The organism is Gottschalkia purinilytica, from assembly GCF_001190785.1.
In the GTDB taxonomy this organism is placed as follows: Bacteria; Bacillota; Clostridia; order Tissierellales; family Gottschalkiaceae; genus Gottschalkia_A; species Gottschalkia_A purinilytica.
This window is the reverse complement of the sequence record NZ_LGSS01000004.1, coordinates 214,769-232,270: the sequence shown is the minus strand read 5'-3', so window position 1 is coordinate 232,270 and position 17,502 is coordinate 214,769. Positions and strand designations below refer to the sequence as shown.

The following is a 17,502-nucleotide window of genomic DNA, read 5'->3' as shown; positions in this document are numbered from 1 at the left end:
CTTTAATTTTAATCTTTTTTATGTAAGTTGTTGATGTTAATAGAATATATTGTTTCATTACCAGAATTTGATTCAGGTGGAGTTATACTAAAATATATCATATTATTATAAGGACTATAGTATATGTTGTTACTTATCCAATTAGATATAGGAGAAATAACATTATTTTTATAATTATATGTAAGTAACAGAAAGTTCATATTATCTTTGTTTTTTCCAATAAAATAAATGTCATCTTTGCTTTTAAAAGAATAGTTTATTATGTTTTGATTTGTTAATAAATCTTTATTATCTTCTTTTATATTATATAAATATATATTAGAGATATCTTTATTTTCTTTTATGTACATAACCTTATTTTTATCAATAAACTTTGCATTTGTTCCGTTATCAATTTTCAATGGTTTTTCATTTTCATTATAAATAAACACTTCTGATAAACTCTTATCTTCATTAAAAGTTGAAAATAAAATAGAATTATCTATTAAATCAAATGTTGATAGCTTTGTTTTACTAGAATAAATAATATTTTCTTTATTAGTATTAATATCATATGAAATAATAGATGAAAGATTATTTTTATCATTAACAATAGCATAAAGATCATTATTATGCCATTTTATATTACTAGTATTATTATGTTTTCCTGAAGATAACTCTTTGACATAAAGATTATTTAAATCTATGACAGATAGTGAAGTAATGTTATCTATACTTTCAATAACAGCTACTTTATTTAAGTTTAAATTAAGATTGGCTTTAACAATAGACTTATCGGTTAAAAATATCTTTTTCTTGATATTAGTTTCTGTATCATATATCCATAAAGTTTCCACAGCCTTTTTATTTATATATGATTTTTGAGCATATAATAAAAATCTATTTTCAGTAAAGTTTAGTATGTTTCCTTTATCTATTATGTTAGAGATATTATTTTCATTAGTATTTATAAGCTTTCCTGTGAAAGAATCAACTCTTGTACTAAAATTAACTATAGAACTATCTAAATCTTCTTTTTTAAACGCATTTAAAATTTGAATATCCCAATAATATCGATCTCTTTCTTTCGTAAGCGTAGTTTGCGGTATAGAGGTAGGAGATAAATTAAATTGATTGTATATTGTATCTAGAGATTGATTGATACTATGATTTAGATTTATTGTTTCATAATTAGACCTTACTATGTTGAAAGTTAAATCTTTAAGATTAGCATTTGGTATATTCTTCATATTTATTAGTATTTGAGGAACAACAATACTATCATTTTCTTTATCATTTATAATACTTGTATATATATTTACTTGGTTATTATATTCTGTTATTTTATCAACTTTAATATCAGAGCATTCTAAAATGCCCAAATTAGCTAAAATCAGTGAATCTGAAGAATCCTTAACAACTTCTACATTGGGTTCTGTTAGATTATATCCTTTAGAAAGAGTAGTTTTCTCTACTGTAAAATCAATATTATTTTCTATAGACTTATTTTCATTTTTACTATTACTTAACATATTAGTTAAAGTGTTTTTTTGGCTACAACCTGACAAAGTTAAAACGACAGAAAATACTAATAATGATTTTCTCACTGACGTCACCTCCACTTTCTATCATTATATACATTATTCAACAAAATAGATTAAATACCTTTTAAAAGTCTATTATAAGTATTTTAATATTTTATTGTATCACTCATATTGACTTATTCTGGAACAAAATATATAATTAATACGAACAAATGTTCAGAAATATTATTATTTTTAAAACTTGTACTATTTATAATTATGTTTGAGAGATTACTTAATAATATATTTTTATACTTTGATAATAGATAGATACTATATAGTTAACTTGTTATACAGAGGATATATTTAAAAAACTTTTTGTAATTTATGGATTTATATATCTATTTATAACGAATAAAAAAAGTATATGATATACTTTTAAAATATATACCAGAATTTTTATTGATAAATAAATGCACACATAAATAGAGGTGATAATTTGGATAAATTTAAAATAAAATCGGAGTTTAAACCAACTGGGGATCAACCTCAAGCTATAGAAAAATTAAGTAAAGGAATATTGCAAGGTGTAAAACAGCAAACATTATTAGGGGTTACTGGATCGGGAAAAACTTTTACAATGGCAAATATAATTGAAAAAGTTCAGAAGCCTACAATAATAATTGCACATAATAAGACTTTAGCTGCACAGCTTGCTAGTGAGTTTAAGGAGTTTTTTCCAGATAACGCAGTAGAATATTTTGTGAGTTATTATGATTACTATCAACCAGAAGCATATGTTCCACATACAGATACTTATATAGAAAAAGATGCATCTATAAATGATGAAATAGATAAATTAAGACACTCTGCGACTGCTGGATTGTTTGATAGAAAAGATGTAATAATAGTCGCTAGTGTTTCATGTATATATGGACTTGGTGACCCTATTGACTATGAAAATCTAGTAGTATCACTAAGACCAGGTATGACTAAAGATAGAGAAGAAGTCATTAGGAAGCTTATAGATATTCAATACGAAAGAAATGACATAAATTTTGTGAGGGGAACTTTTAGAGTAAGAGGCGATGTTATAGAGATATTCCCAGCTTCCTCTAATGAAAATGCTATAAGAGTTGAGTTTTTTGGAGATGAAATAGATAGAATAACAGAAGTTAATGCACTTACTGGAGAAATAATAGGCCTTAGAAGCCATATATCTATATTTCCTGCTTCTCACTTTGCTACATCCCAAGATAAAGTTGAGAGAGCTATAAAGACTATAGAAATAGAATTAGAAGAGAGATTAAAAGAGTTAGAAAGTGAAGATAAGCTTCTTGAAGCTCAAAGACTAAAACAACGAACTATGTATGATATAGAAATGCTTAGGGAAATGGGATTTTGTCAAGGAATAGAAAACTATTCAAGACATATAAGTGGAAGACCCGCAGGAAGTAAGCCATATACATTATTAGATTACTTCCCAGAAGATTATCTTATGATTATAGATGAATCACATGTTACTATACCTCAAGTAAGGGGTATGTATGCAGGTGACCGTTCTAGAAAAATGACATTAGTAGATTATGGATTTAGATTACCATCGGCTTTAGACAATAGACCATTAAAGTTTGATGAATTTGAGGATCATATTAATCAAATATTGTATGTGAGTGCTACACCAGGACCTTATGAATTAGAACATTCTCAAGAAATAGTAGAACAAATTATTAGACCTACTGGACTATTAGATCCAGAAATAGAGGTAAGACCAACTAAAAATCAAATCGATAATTTAATTAAAGAGATAAATATTAGAACAGAAAGAAATGAGAGAGTGCTTATAACAACTCTTACTAAGAAAATGTCAGAAGATCTTACTAACTATTTTAAAGAAATAGGTATTAAAGTTAAATATCTTCACTCAGATATTAAGACCATAGAGCGTATGGAAATAATAAGAGATTTGAGATTAGGAAAGTTTGATGTGTTGATTGGAATCAACCTTTTAAGAGAAGGACTAGATATACCAGAAGTATCTTTAGTAGCAATATTAGATGCTGATAAAGAAGGATTTTTAAGATCTGAAACATCTATGATACAAACAATAGGTAGAGCTGCTAGAAATGCCGAAGGTAAGGTTATAATGTATGCTGATAAAATTACAAATTCAATGAGAAATGCTATAAATGAAACAAACAGAAGGAGGAAAATTCAAACTGAATATAATGAAGAACATGGAATAGTTCCTAAAACTATAGAAAAAGGAATTAGAGATGTTATAGAAGCAACTAAAGTAGCTGAAGAGTCAGAAAAATATGGAGTAGATACTTCTCAAAATATTTCAGTAGAAGACATTAATGATGCTATAGCCAAGCTTGAAACAGAAATGATGGAAGCTGCTGAAAGCTTACAGTTTGAAAGAGCAGCAGAACTTAGAGATAAAATAGAAGAATTAAAGAAAATGACTAACTAAATTAATGAGGTGACTTAGATGGCTAAAGACAAGATTATAGTAAAGGGAGCACAAGAACATAATTTAAAAAATGTTGACTTAGAGATACCTAGAGATAAATTTATAGTATTTACGGGTTTAAGTGGTTCAGGAAAGTCTTCCTTAGCTTTTGATACTATATATGCAGAAGGTCAAAGAAGATATGTTGAAAGTCTTTCATCATATGCTAGACAATTTTTAGGACAAATGGAAAAGCCAGATGTTGAATATATTGAGGGACTTTCACCTGCTATATCGATAGATCAAAAAACTACAAATAGAAATCCAAGATCTACAGTAGGTACAGTAACTGAGATTTACGATTACTTAAGACTTTTATTTGCAAGAATAGGGACACCTTATTGTTATAAATGTGGGAAAGAAATTGTTTCTCAAACTATAGATCAGATGGTAGATCAAATATTAGAACTTGAAGAAAGAACAAAGATTCAGCTTTTAGCTCCTATTGTAAGAGGAAAAAAAGGAGAACATCAAAAAATATTAGAAAATATACGTAAAGAAGGATTTGTCAGAGTTAGAATAGATGGGGAAACTAAAGATCTAGGAGAAGAAATAAAATTAGATAAAAATAAAAAACATTCTATAGAAGTTGTAGTAGATAGAATAATAGTAAAAGAAGGAATAGAACAAAGACTTACAGATTCATTAGAAACAGTATTAAAGCTTAGTGATGGATTAGCTATAGTAGATGTTATAGGCGAAAGAGAGCTTTTATTTAGCCAAAAGTTTTCATGTCCAGATTGTGGGATAGGAATAGATGAAATTTCACCTAGAATGTTTTCTTTTAACAGTCCTTTTGGAATGTGTAATACTTGTAATGGATTAGGTAGCCATATGAAAGTAGACCCAGAATTGGTTATACCAAACCAAAATTTATCTATAAACCAAGGAGCTATTGCGCCTTTTTCAAATACTTCTGATGAAACATATTATTTTCAAATGTTTAAATCAATAGCTGAGTATCATAATGTAAGCTTAGATACACCTTTAAAAGATGCTCCAAAAGAATTTATAGATGAAATACTATATGGGACAGGAGAAAGAAAAGTTAAATTTGAATTTGATAGTAGATTTAGTGGATGGAAAACTTATGAAGGGACTTTTGAAGGTGTAGTACCTAATTTAGAAAGAAGATATGGAGAGACTTCTTCTGAATATATGAAGGAAAAGATAGAAAGCTTTATGAGTATAAAAGACTGTCCTAAATGTGGTGGTTCAAGATTAAAGCCAGAGATCTTAGCTATAAAAATAAATGAATTAAATATAACTGATTTTACAAAATTATCGGTAAGACAAGCATTAGATTTTATAGACAATCTAAAACTTTCAGAAAAAGAAGAAATTATAGCAAATCAAATATTAAAAGAAATAAGAGAAAGACTTAAGTTTTTAGTAGATGTTGGATTAGATTATCTTACACTTTCAAGAAATGCAGGAACTCTTTCAGGAGGAGAATCTCAAAGAATTAGACTTGCAACACAAATAGGGTCTAGTTTAGTAGGGGTATTATATGTATTAGATGAGCCAAGTATAGGACTTCATCAAAGAGATAACGACAGACTTTTAAAAACCTTAAGAAATCTTACAGATTTGGGAAATACGCTTATAGTAGTTGAACATGATGAAGATACAATGTATTGTGCTGATCACATTGTAGATATTGGACCAGGTGCAGGAGTACACGGAGGGCATATAATAGCTCAAGGTACTGTAGAGGAAATTAAGAAATGTGAGGAATCTATAACAGGACAATATCTAAGTGGAAGGAAAAAAATAGAGGTACCTTTAGAAAGAAGAAAACCTAATGGAAATTGGATAGAAGTTGTAGGTGCTAGTGAAAATAATCTAAAAAATGTTAATGTAAAAATTCCACTAGGTGTATTTACATCTATAACAGGAGTTTCGGGTTCAGGAAAGAGTACGCTAATAAATGAAATACTATACAAAGGATTAGCTCAAAAGCTTCATAGGCTAAAACAGAAACCAGGAAAGCATAAAACTATAAAAGGTATAGATAACATAGACAAAATAATAGAAATAGATCAATCACCTATAGGTAGAACACCTAGATCAAATCCTGCAACATATACAGGTGTTTTTGACCAGATAAGAGATGTATTTTCAATGACACCAGAAGCTAAATCTAGAGGTTATCAAAAAGGAAGATTTAGTTTTAATGTAAAAGGTGGAAGGTGTGAAGCTTGTAAAGGTGATGGAATCATAAAAATAGAAATGCACTTTTTACCAGATGTATATGTACCTTGTGAAGTATGTAAGGGAAAAAGGTATAATAGAGAGACACTACAAGTAAAATATAAAGGGAAGACAATATCTGAAATTTTAGATATGACTGTAGAGGAATCATTAGAATTTTTCGATAATATTCCAAGTATAAAAAGAAAAATAGAGACTATGAATGAAGTAGGACTAGGATATATAAAATTAGGTCAGCCATCTACTCAATTATCAGGGGGAGAAGCTCAAAGAATAAAACTTGCTACAGAGTTAAGTAAAAGAAGTACAGGAAAAACTTTATATATACTAGATGAACCAACAACAGGACTTCATACAGCAGATGTTCATAAGCTTATAAAAGTATTAAATAAGCTAGTAGATGCTGGAAATGCAGTAGTAGTTATAGAACATAACTTAGATGTAATAAAGATATCTGACTATATAATAGATTTAGGACCAGAAGGTGGAGATAAAGGTGGAACTATAGTAGCTCAAGGAACACCAGAAGAAGTATGTAAAGTACCTGAGTCTTATACAGGACATTTTTTAAGTAAGGTACTGTCTTAAATATTTAAAATCATATTATATAAAGATTATTGATAATAGAGTGATTAATAAAATGTCATTAAAAAGATAAATGACTTTTATTAATCCTCTATAAAAATAATATATCAATTAAAAGAGCTTTAAGACAAGATTTAATAATAGGAAATACCTAAAATAAGTTTTAGATATTTTTTATTAAAATTAATGATCTAAGAATATAATCAAGAATTATTAAGGAGAACAATATGCAGCTTAATTATATTATTGAAAAACAAGACCACATAGATTTCAATATGTTTCACATTAAACATTCTAGAACAATGAGAAGATCTTTAATAATACAGAAATACTTATTTCCTATAATATTTTTATTAATACCTTATCCTTTTTCTTTATCCAGTGGAATACCCATATGGTATTGGTTGTGTTGGTTTATACCTGCATCTATATTATGGATAGCTCTGTATGAAAAATATGCTAAGTGGATGGTAGCGAGAAGAATATCTAAAATGCTTAATGAAGGAAAGAATAGTGCCGTACCTTTAAGTGTAACTTTAGAGATAACGGAAGATTATATTATTGAAAAAAGCGATAAAGGAGAAGCTAAGATTAATCTAAAAGAAATAGAGTCGATAGAATTAGATAAAAAACATATTTACATATATATTAGCGCCGTTTCAGCAGTAATTGTTCCTAATTCAGCATTTAAAGATGAAACTGAAAAAGAAGAATTTGTAAAGAAAATAAAGCTACTTTATGAAAAGACCCTATCATAAAAATGTATAATGTGATTTAAATATAAAGATTTTTAATAAATGATAAGAGCAAGTCAGAGATGAAATATTTTTGTGTAGTAATACATTTGAAAAGAGTATTGTAGACGGAATCTTATATAGAAAAAGTAATGATTTGGATTTGAAAGTCATAAGAAAGAGATATGAACGGTATAAGAGATAAGTTATTATAGTTTTTAAAGTAGCCATAATAAAACTAATATTATAGGCTACTTTATTTTTCAACTAATATATAAGCTATAATTTATAAATAATTATTAATAAGTTATTTTTTAAATTTCTTTTTAGGGATATTATGCTTGTTCATGATTCCAAGTATTTTTCTTTTTATATCTTCATTTATCTTAACGTTTATTTTTCCCATACTATCTTTTAAAATAAACTCAATAGAGTTAGATTGCATAGTGTATCCTTCGATATATATATACTCATAAAAACCATAATCATTATATATATTTGTCTTTACACCCAGTGGAACGTCTATCTTTATGTCAAATCCAGAGATTAAAATACCGTCTGATAAAAAATAGGCCTTAAGTTTTTTATTAGAAAGTCTTAAAAGCATTTCTAAGACTAGAAATGTTAATATAAGTATTAGTATTTTTATAAAAAATAAATAATCTAGGCTAAAATTTCTATATGAACTACTAAAGTAAATTAAAGCTACTATGAAATATAAAGTTATTTTAGATTTTTTGCTAACACCTGTAATATTAGTAGATAATAGAACCGAATTAGATGATAGCATCTTTTTTGAAAACATATATTTAATGAAAGATTGACATAACATAAAGAAAAATAATATTAGCGTTAGATATAAAGGGTTTATAATATTATTTATAAGATCTAAACTAAAATTATTAATCATATTTGCTAAAAAAGTAGACAATATTGAAGTAAATATTATAGTAGCAAAAAGAGATACTATAAATACGATTGTTCTTTTGGTTGTTGACATTTTACAGCCTCCTTAGTTAATTAAAGTGTTACTTTCTAATTATATTCAAATTTTATTTTTTCATCAATTATGTTATTATGAATTATAGTAATATTCCTTAAAAAGGGTGATAATACTTGTTTAATATAGAAGAAGAGTTAAAAAAACTGCCAGATAAACCAGGCGTATACTTAATGAAAAATAATGAAGGACAGATAATATATGTTGGTAAAGCAATTTCATTAAAAAAAAGAGTCAGACAATATTTTCAGTCTTCTAAAAATCATACGCCAAAAGTGAATGCAATGGTAAAAAATATATCAGAATTTGAGTATATTATAACAGATACAGAAGTAGAAGCACTCATATTAGAAGCAAATCTTATAAAAAAACATAAGCCAAAGTACAATATTTTATTAAGAGATGATAAACAGTATCCTTATATAAAAATTACTACTAATGAAAAATATCCGAGAGTTATAAAGACAAGAAAAATACTTAAGGATGGAGCTAAATATTTTGGTCCATATACTAGTACAGGAGCAGTTAACGATACATTAGATATTATACACAATTTATATCATATAAGGACATGTAAACTTAATTTAGATGATGGACCTAAACTTCAAAGACCATGCTTAAATTATTTCATAGGAAAATGCTTAGGCCCATGTTATGAGCACGTTGATTATGATAAATACATGGAAATGATAAATGAAATATTAATGTTCTTAAATGGAAAAGAAGATAAGCTTATAGAGATAATAGAAGAAAAAATGAATAATGCTTCTAAAGAATTGGATTTTGAAAGTGCTGCTAAATATAGAGATCAGATTAATTCATTAAGACATATACTTGAAAAACAAAAAATAGTATCAGCAACTTTAATAGATCAAGATATTATAGGAATGGCAAGAGGAATAGATGAAGTATGTGTTCAAGTTTTCTTTGTTAGATCGGGAAAAATTATGGGAAGAGAACACTACATGATAGATAATACTGAACATATGGAAAGAGAAGAAATATTAAGTTCATTCGTTAAGCAATTTTATCTAGGTACTTCCTATATTCCTAAAGAAATATTGTTAGAAGAAGAGATCGAAGATGTCGATACGATAAGTAAGTGGTTAAGGGACAAAAGAGGGTCTAAAGTAGTGTTGAAAGTTCCAAAACGTGGGGATAAAAATGAACTTATGGAAATGGTAAGAAAAAATGCTTTGGATACTCTTAATCAATATTCAGACAGAATAAAAAAGAAAAAAAATGATAATGAAAAATCTTTAAGAGAAATTGCTGATGCGTTAAAATTAGAATATATACCAAGAAGAATAGAAGCATTTGATATATCTAATATTCAAGGAGTACAATCAGTTGGATCAATGGTAGTATTTGAAGATGGACTACCTAAAAATAGAGACTATAGGAGATTTAAAATTAAATCAGTCATAGGTCCAGATGATTATAGTAGCATGGAGGAAGTGATATATAGAAGATTCGATAGGGGACTTAAAGAAAAACAAATGCTACTTGAAAATAAAATAAACGTAGAAAGCTTTTCTGTTTTTCCTCAACTGATAATGATAGATGGAGGAAAAGGACAAGTAAATATTGCAAAAAAAGTATTAGAAAAACTGGGTATAAATATACCAACTTGTGGTTTGGTGAAAGATGATTTTCATAGAACAAGAGGAATTATATATGAGGGGAAAGAAGTTATATTACCGGTAGGAAGTAGTGGATTTAAATTAATAACTAGAATACAAGATGAAGCACACAGATTTGCAATAAGTTATCATAGAAGTTTAAGAACAAAGAATCTTATGCAATCAGTATTAGATGATATACCAGGAATAGGAGAAAAGAGAAAAAAGATTCTATTAAAGGAATTTGGAACAATTGAAAACATAAGAAATGCTTCTGTACATGAGCTAGCTTCCATTGAGGGAATGAATAAAAAGGTGGCAGAAGAGGTATATAACTTTTTCAAAAAATAACATATGATAGGGGTGTATTTATGCAATCAATTCCAATACATGAACTAATGAAACATATGAATTTAGAAATAATATATAGACCAGAGGGAGTAGAAAAAGTAAGTATATCTGGTATAGAATTAAATAGACCTGGGTTACAACTAACAGGATTTTTAGACTACTTTATATATGAAAGAATACAGGTAATGGGTAATCAAGAGAAAGAATACCTATTATCGTTAGATAAAGAAACTAGAAGAAATAGACTTGAAAAGTTTTTTCAATATCCCATACCTGCTACGGTAGTTACTGGGAAACTAGATATTTTTCCGGAAATAGTAGAATTAGCAAAATTATACGAGAGACTTATTTTTAGAACTGATCTTCCAACTACAAAATTCATAAGCAAGCTTATGGCATATTTAGAAGATGTGTTAGCACCTAGGATAACTATACATGGAGTTTTGGTAGAAGTATTTGGAATGGGTGTATTAATTATGGGGAAGAGTGGTGTTGGTAAGAGTGAAACTGCACTGGAACTTATAAAAAGAGGTCATAGGCTAGTCGCAGATGATGCTGTAGAAATAACAAATACAGAAGAAATGTTAAAAGGAACATCACCAGCTCTTATAAGACATTTTATGGAGATAAGAGGGATCGGAATATTAGATATAAAAAGATTATATGGGGTTGGAGCTGTAAAAACATGGGAAGCTATAGATCTAGTAGTAGAACTAGAACATTGGGATCAACAAAAAGAATATGATAGAGTTGGATTTGATGAGTCCTATATGGATATACTAGGTATAAAGATACCGAAGATTACGGTACCAGTTCAACCAGGTAGAAATTTAGCTATGATTGTAGAAGTAGCAGCGAGAAATGCTAGACAAAAACAATTTGGATATAATGCAGCAGTGGAACTAGATAGAAAGCTAAGAGAAGAACTTGAGAAAAGAAAGAAAATGTTAAATGAAGGTACAAACAGTTAAAATAATATTTTATTGTAAAACAAAGGAGTGAATATCTTGAAATTTTTAATAGATACACACTGTCATACCATTTCAAGTGGTCATGCATATAGCACTGTTATAGAAATTGCTAAAGAAGCTCATAATAAGGGGTTAGAAATAGTAGGGATTACAGATCATGGGCCAGATATGCCAGGGGGTCCAAATGTTTTTCATATATTTAATCAAAAAGTTATTCCAGAAAAGATATATGGAGTGACTATTTTAAGGGGAGTAGAAGCTAATATAATAGACTATAATGGAAAGCTAGATGTTTCGGATGAAATACTATCAACTTTAGATGTTGTTATAGCATCACTTCATAATGTATGTTTAAATCCAGGAACTAAAGAAGAAAATACTCAAGCATTATTAAAGGCTATGAAAAATAAATATGTAGATATAATAGGACATCCTGGTAATCCAATTTTTCCTATTGATTATGAAACATTTGTTAAAGGTGCAAAAGAGACATCTACTCTTATAGAAATTAACAATAGCTCTTTTCTTTCAAGTAGAGTAGGTAGTTTAGAAAATTGTATTCATGTAGCTAAACTATGTAAAGAAAATGGTGTTGAAATAATTGTTGGTAGTGACTCACATATAGCCTTTGATGTGGGAAGATGTGAAAAAGCTATGGAAGTATTACAAAAAGTAGAAATGCCACCAAATTTAATAATGAATTTATCACCAGAAAAATTTATAAATTATCTAAAGACAAAAGAAAAAATAAGATTTTTAGATTCTGAATCTACGCCTAAAATATAGTATATAAAATAATTTTATAGCTCTTTAGGAATTATTGTATTTTTAAATACTATATAAGGGTATATTTTGATTTATACTTATTGACTTTAATCATAAGGTTTACTATACTTAAGGTATAAAAAGATATTGTATACAGTATGTAATATGTAAAAGGTTTGAACTTTTAAGGAGGTTCTTTTATATGACAAAAATAATGAAGACGATGGATGGTAATACTGCAGCGGCATACGTATCATATGCATTCACAGAAGTAGCAGGTATATATCCTATAACTCCATCTTCTAATATGGCAGAAGTAGTTGATGAATGGGCAGCTAGTGGAAAGAAAAACATCTTTGGACAAACAGTCAAAGTTGTTGAAATGCAATCAGAAGCTGGAGCAGCAGGGACAGTTCATGGATCATTATCAGCAGGTGCCTTAACTACTACCTATACAGCTTCACAAGGTTTATTACTAATGATTCCAAATATGTATAAAATAGCAGGTGAATTACTTCCAAGTGTATTCCACGTAAGTGCTAGAGCTTTAGCAAGTCATGCACTATCTATATTTGGTGATCACCAAGACGTTATGTCTGCTAGACAAACAGGGTTTGCTTTATTAGCATCAGGTAGTGTTCAAGAAAGTATGGACTTAGCTGGTGTAGCACACTTAGCAACTATCAAATCTAAAATACCGTTTTTACATTTCTTTGACGGATTTAGAACTTCACACGAAATTCAAAAAATAGAAGTAATAGAGTATGATGACTTTGCTAAATTAGTCGACTATGAGGCTATAAACGAATTCAGAAACAGAGCATTGAATCCAGAACATCCTGTTACAAAAGGTACTGCTCAAAACCCTGATATATTTTTCCAAGCTAGAGAAGCTTCAAATAAATTCTATGACGCAGTTCCAGATATAGTAAATGACTATATGAAAGAAATCAACAAAATAACAGGAAGAGATTATAAACCATTTAACTACTATGGAGCTGAAGATGCAGAAAATATAATAGTATCTATGGGTTCCGTAAATGAAACTATAGAAGAAACTATAGATTATTTAGTTGCAAAAGGAGAAAAAGTAGGACTAATAAAAGTTCGCTTATATAGACCTTTCTCTTCTAAATATTTCTTTGATGTATTACCTAAAACAGTTAAGAAAATAGCTGTATTAGATAGAACTAAAGAACCAGGAGCAATAGGTCAACCACTTTATCTAGATGTACGTTCTTTATTCTATGATGAGGAAAACGCTCCACTTGTAGTAGGAGGAATATACGGGCTAGGTTCAAAAGACACTACTCCATCACAAATAAAAGCTGTATTTGATAACTTAAAATCAGAAAAACCAGCTAATGACTTTACAATAGGAATAAATGATGACGTAACTAATAAATCATTAGAAATAAAAGATTCAATAAAAACAGAACCAGAAGGAACTATCAGATGTAAGTTCTGGGGATTAGGATCAGACGGTACTGTTGGAGCTAATAAAAGTGCTATTAAGATCATCGGAGATAACACTGATATGTATGCTCAAGCTTACTTCTCATATGACTCTAAGAAGTCTGGAGGGGTAACTATATCTCACTTAAGATTTGGTAAACAACCTATAAGATCAACTTACTTGGTTGAAGAAGCAGACTTTATTTCATGCTCAAACCAAGCATATGTTAATCAATATGATTTATTAAAAGGACTAAAGCAGGGAGGAACATTCTTATTAAACTGCTTATGGTCAGCTGATGAATTAGACGAAAAATTACCAAATAGCTTAAAGAAATATATAGCTGAAAATAACATTAATCTATATATTATAAATGCTACAGACATAGCAGGAGAGATAGGACTAGGAAACAGAATTAACATGGTAATGCAATCTGCATTCTTCAAACTAGCTAATGTTATAGAAATAGAAGATGCAGTTAAATATCTAAAAGATGCAATAGTTAAAGCATATGGTAAAAAAGGCGATAAAGTAGTACAAATGAATTACGAAGCAGTTGATAAAGGGTTAAATGCATTAGTTAAAGTTGATGTACCATCAAGCTGGGCATCTTTAAGTGAAAATGAAGAGAAGGTTGAAGATGATAATAAACCAGACTTTATTAAAAATGTACTAGAGCCTATAAGTAGACAGGAAGGCGATAATCTTCCAGTAAGTACATTTGTAGGAGCAGAAGATGGTAGATTCCCTAATGGAACTACTGCTTATGAAAAACGTGGAATAGCTGTTACTGTACCAGAATGGCAAATAGATAAGTGTATTCAATGTAACCAATGTTCATTTATTTGTCCACACGCAACTATAAGACCATTCTTATTAAACGAAGAAGAAAGAGCTAATGCTCCTGAAGGATTAAAAACTAAGAAAGCATTAGGAAAAGGTCTTGAAGGATTAGAATATCGTATGCAAGTATCACCTTTAGACTGTACAGGATGCGGAAACTGTGCTGACATTTGTCCAGCTAAGGAAAAAGCATTAATAATGAAACCAGCTGAAGAACAAGTTGAATTAGAAGCAGAGAATTGGGAATACACAGTAAATAAAGTTAGTATTAAAGATGACTTAATGTCATTAAATACTGTAAAAGGTAGTCAATTTGCTCAACCACTTCTTGAATTCTCAGGGGCTTGTGCAGGTTGTGGAGAAACTGCATACATTAAGACTATAACTCAACTATACGGAGATAGAATGGTTATAGCTAATGCTACAGGTTGTTCATCAATTTGGGGAGGATCAGCACCTTCAACTTCATACTGTAAAAATGCAGAAGGAAAAGGACCTGCTTGGGCTAACTCTTTATTTGAAGACAACGCTGAGTTTGGATATGGTATAGCAATAGCAATCAAACAAATGAGAAATAGAATAGAAGATTTAAGCAATGAAATTCTTACACTAGATGTTTCAGACGAAGTAAAAGAAGCATTTAAATCATGGATAGAAGGAAAAGAAGATGCTGATGCTTCAAAAGCAGCTACAGCTAAGATACTTTATATACTATCTAACAATGATATAAAAGATGAAAGAGCTAAAGAAATATTAAAAGAAGTAGAAGAAAAGAAAGACTATCTAATTAAGAAATCAACATGGATCGTCGGAGGAGACGGATGGGCATATGATATCGGTTATGGCGGACTAGATCATGTGTTAGCTTCAGGAGAAAACATAAATGTAATAGTTTTAGATACTGAAGTTTACTCAAATACTGGAGGTCAATCTTCAAAATCTACACCAACTGCTGCTGTTGCTAAATTTGCAGCTTCAGGTAAAAAAGTTAAGAAGAAAGACTTAGGTATGATAGCTGCTTCATACGGATATGTATATGTTGCTCAAGTTGCTATGGGTGCAGATAAAAATCAATTTATGAAAGCATTAGTAGAAGCTGAAAAATACGATGGACCATCTTTAATAATAGCTTACGCACCATGTATCGCTCATGGTATAAGAGAAGGTATGGGACGTACAGTAGCTCAAGAGAAAAAAGCAGTTGATTCTGGATACTGGCATTTATATAGACACAATCCAGAATTAAAAGATCAAGGTAAAAATCCATTTGTTCTTGATTCTAAAGAACCAAAAGGATCATTTAAGGATTTCATAAAAAGTGAAGTAAGATATACTTCTCTAGCTAAGATGTTCCCAGAAGCAGCTGAAGCTCTATTTGAAAAAGCAGAAAAAGAAGCAAAAGAAAGATATGAATTATATAAAAGCATGGCTGAGAAGTCAAACTAATATAATTCTAATATAAGTAAAAAAACGAGTAGTTTTAAAACTACTCGTTTTTTATATTAAGAATAAATAACTTAATATATGCTTATAAAAATAATTAATAATATAAATAAAAATTAAAAGGAAGTTATAAATAAAAGTAGAAATTTAATATATATTAAGCAAAAGGATTTTTTATAAGATATGTTGTCAACAAAAATCTATTATTTTGGAGGAAATATGATTAACTTAAGTTTAAATAATTTGCTATTAAGTCTAAGTTATACTCTAGACTTTATTGAAATAGATGTTATAGGTACTACGTCTAATCACTCTAAAAGAGTAGCATATATTGCACTAAACATAGCAAAAAAACTTAATTTAACTTCAGAAGAAGTCTTTGATATAGTTTCATTAGGGTTACTACATGATAATGGATTAAGTGAAAGTAATTTTCACAATAAAAGAACTGATACAAGTAACTTAAATATTAAAGATTTAGAAGAATTTAAGGAACACTGTATTATTGGAGAAAATAATATTAAAGGATATCCTTTTCTAACTCAAATTAAAGATGTAATAAAATATCACCATGAAAACTATGATGGGACAGGTTTTTTCAATATAAAAGGAGACAATATACCTATCATGTCACAAATCATATCTTTTGCAGATAAGATAGATATTAAATTTAATTTAAAGGAAATGTATGATGAAAATCAAGATGAAATATTTGATTATTTAAATCAAGGAAGGAATAAATTATTTGCTTCAAAATTAGTTGATATTTTTTATGATATAAGCAGAAAGACGAGTTTTAAATTAGATTTGCAAGATAAGTTTATTAATAAAGCTTTGGCGAGGCATATTCCTAAATTTAAGAAAGAAATGAGTTACGAAGAGATAAGGAGTATAACTAAAGTTTTTTCTAAAATTATTGATTGCAAATCAAAATTTACATATAGACATTCACAAGGATTATCTGAAAAGATATCTAAGATGGCTGATTATTATAGTAAAGATGAAAAAGAAAAAATAAAGTTAATGATAGCGGCTGACTTACATGACTTAGGAAAATTAGCAATACCAAATTATATCTTAGATAAATCAAGTAAACTTAGTAAGGATGAATTTGAATTAATTAAAAAGCATACTTATTATACTAGAATATGTTTAGAAGAAATTGATGGGTTTGAAGATATTACTGAATGGGCTTCAAATCATCATGAGAAGTTAGATGGAACAGGATATCCTTATGGAGTGATTGGAAAAGATCTTGATTTTAACTCAAGGCTAATGGCTTGTTTGGATATATATCAAGCATTGACAGAAGAACGACCTTATAGAAAACCGTCATTTCACAAAGATTGTATTAAAATATTATATAATATGGGTAAAGAAGGATTAATAGATAATGATATTATTAAAGATATAGATATTGTATTTGGAAATATTTAACAATATTTTGTTCGTTATATAATACAATAAGTTTAAAAATAATAAAAAATATATTAGAGGTAAT

10 protein-coding genes are annotated in these 17,502 nt (G+C 28.7%); 8 read left to right on the top strand and 2 right to left on the bottom strand.

Annotated features, from left to right (window positions below):
• Nucleotides 1-8: 8 nt before the first annotated feature.
• Nucleotides 9-1,586, bottom strand: coding sequence for a putative periplasmic lipoprotein (locus tag CLPU_RS05915; RefSeq protein ID WP_050354730.1), 1,578 nt, complete (start codon nt 1,584-1,586; stop codon nt 9-11).
• A gap of 415 nt (nt 1,587-2,001) precedes the next feature.
• Here CLPU_RS05915 and uvrB point away from each other — a divergent pair, with 415 nt between their 5' ends.
• From uvrB to CLPU_RS05900, 3 genes are all read left to right on the top strand, one after another.
• A complete protein-coding gene (uvrB, locus tag CLPU_RS05910) occupies nt 2,002-3,978 on the top strand; it encodes an excinuclease ABC subunit UvrB (protein WP_050354729.1) in 1,977 nt (658 codons plus the stop codon).
• 18 nt (nt 3,979-3,996) lie between these two features.
• Nucleotides 3,997-6,819, top strand: coding sequence for an excinuclease ABC subunit UvrA (gene uvrA / locus CLPU_RS05905; protein WP_050354728.1), 2,823 nt, complete (start codon nt 3,997-3,999; stop codon nt 6,817-6,819).
• Between the two features lie 224 nt (nt 6,820-7,043).
• Nucleotides 7,044-7,574, top strand: a complete 531-nt coding sequence (locus CLPU_RS05900) for a YcxB family protein (protein WP_050354727.1) — start codon at nt 7,044-7,046, stop codon at nt 7,572-7,574.
• Nucleotides 7,575-7,857: 283 nt separating this feature from the next.
• Here CLPU_RS05900 and CLPU_RS05895 read toward each other — a convergent pair whose 3' ends face one another.
• Complete coding sequence (locus tag CLPU_RS05895; protein WP_050354726.1) at nt 7,858-8,550, bottom strand: hypothetical protein; 693 nt, start codon at nt 8,548-8,550, stop codon at nt 7,858-7,860.
• Nucleotides 8,551-8,666: 116 nt separating this feature from the next.
• Between CLPU_RS05895 and uvrC the strand changes: the two genes are divergently transcribed.
• The 5 genes from uvrC to CLPU_RS05870 all read left to right on the top strand — a co-directional run bounded on the left by uvrC (nt 8,667) and on the right by CLPU_RS05870 (nt 17,438).
• Nucleotides 8,667-10,523 (top strand): excinuclease ABC subunit UvrC, encoded by a 1,857-nt coding sequence (uvrC, locus tag CLPU_RS05890; RefSeq protein ID WP_050354725.1) that lies wholly within the window; start codon nt 8,667-8,669, stop codon nt 10,521-10,523.
• Between the two features lie 20 nt (nt 10,524-10,543).
• Nucleotides 10,544-11,494, top strand: coding sequence for an HPr(Ser) kinase/phosphatase (hprK, locus tag CLPU_RS05885; RefSeq protein ID WP_050354724.1), 951 nt, complete (start codon nt 10,544-10,546; stop codon nt 11,492-11,494).
• A gap of 36 nt (nt 11,495-11,530) precedes the next feature.
• Nucleotides 11,531-12,280 (top strand): phosphatase, encoded by a 750-nt coding sequence (locus tag CLPU_RS05880; protein WP_050354723.1) that lies wholly within the window; start codon nt 11,531-11,533, stop codon nt 12,278-12,280.
• 181 nt (nt 12,281-12,461) lie between these two features.
• The gene (gene nifJ, locus CLPU_RS05875; protein ID WP_050354722.1) at nt 12,462-16,004 is read left to right on the top strand and encodes a pyruvate:ferredoxin (flavodoxin) oxidoreductase; all 3,543 of its coding nucleotides are present in this window, start codon (nt 12,462-12,464) and stop codon (nt 16,002-16,004) included.
• Nucleotides 16,005-16,220: 216 nt separating this feature from the next.
• Nucleotides 16,221-17,438: an HD-GYP domain-containing protein gene (locus CLPU_RS05870; protein WP_050354721.1), complete on the top strand. Its 1,218-nt coding sequence runs from the start codon at nt 16,221-16,223 to the stop codon at nt 17,436-17,438.
• The last annotated feature ends 64 nt before the right edge of the window (nt 17,439-17,502 follow it).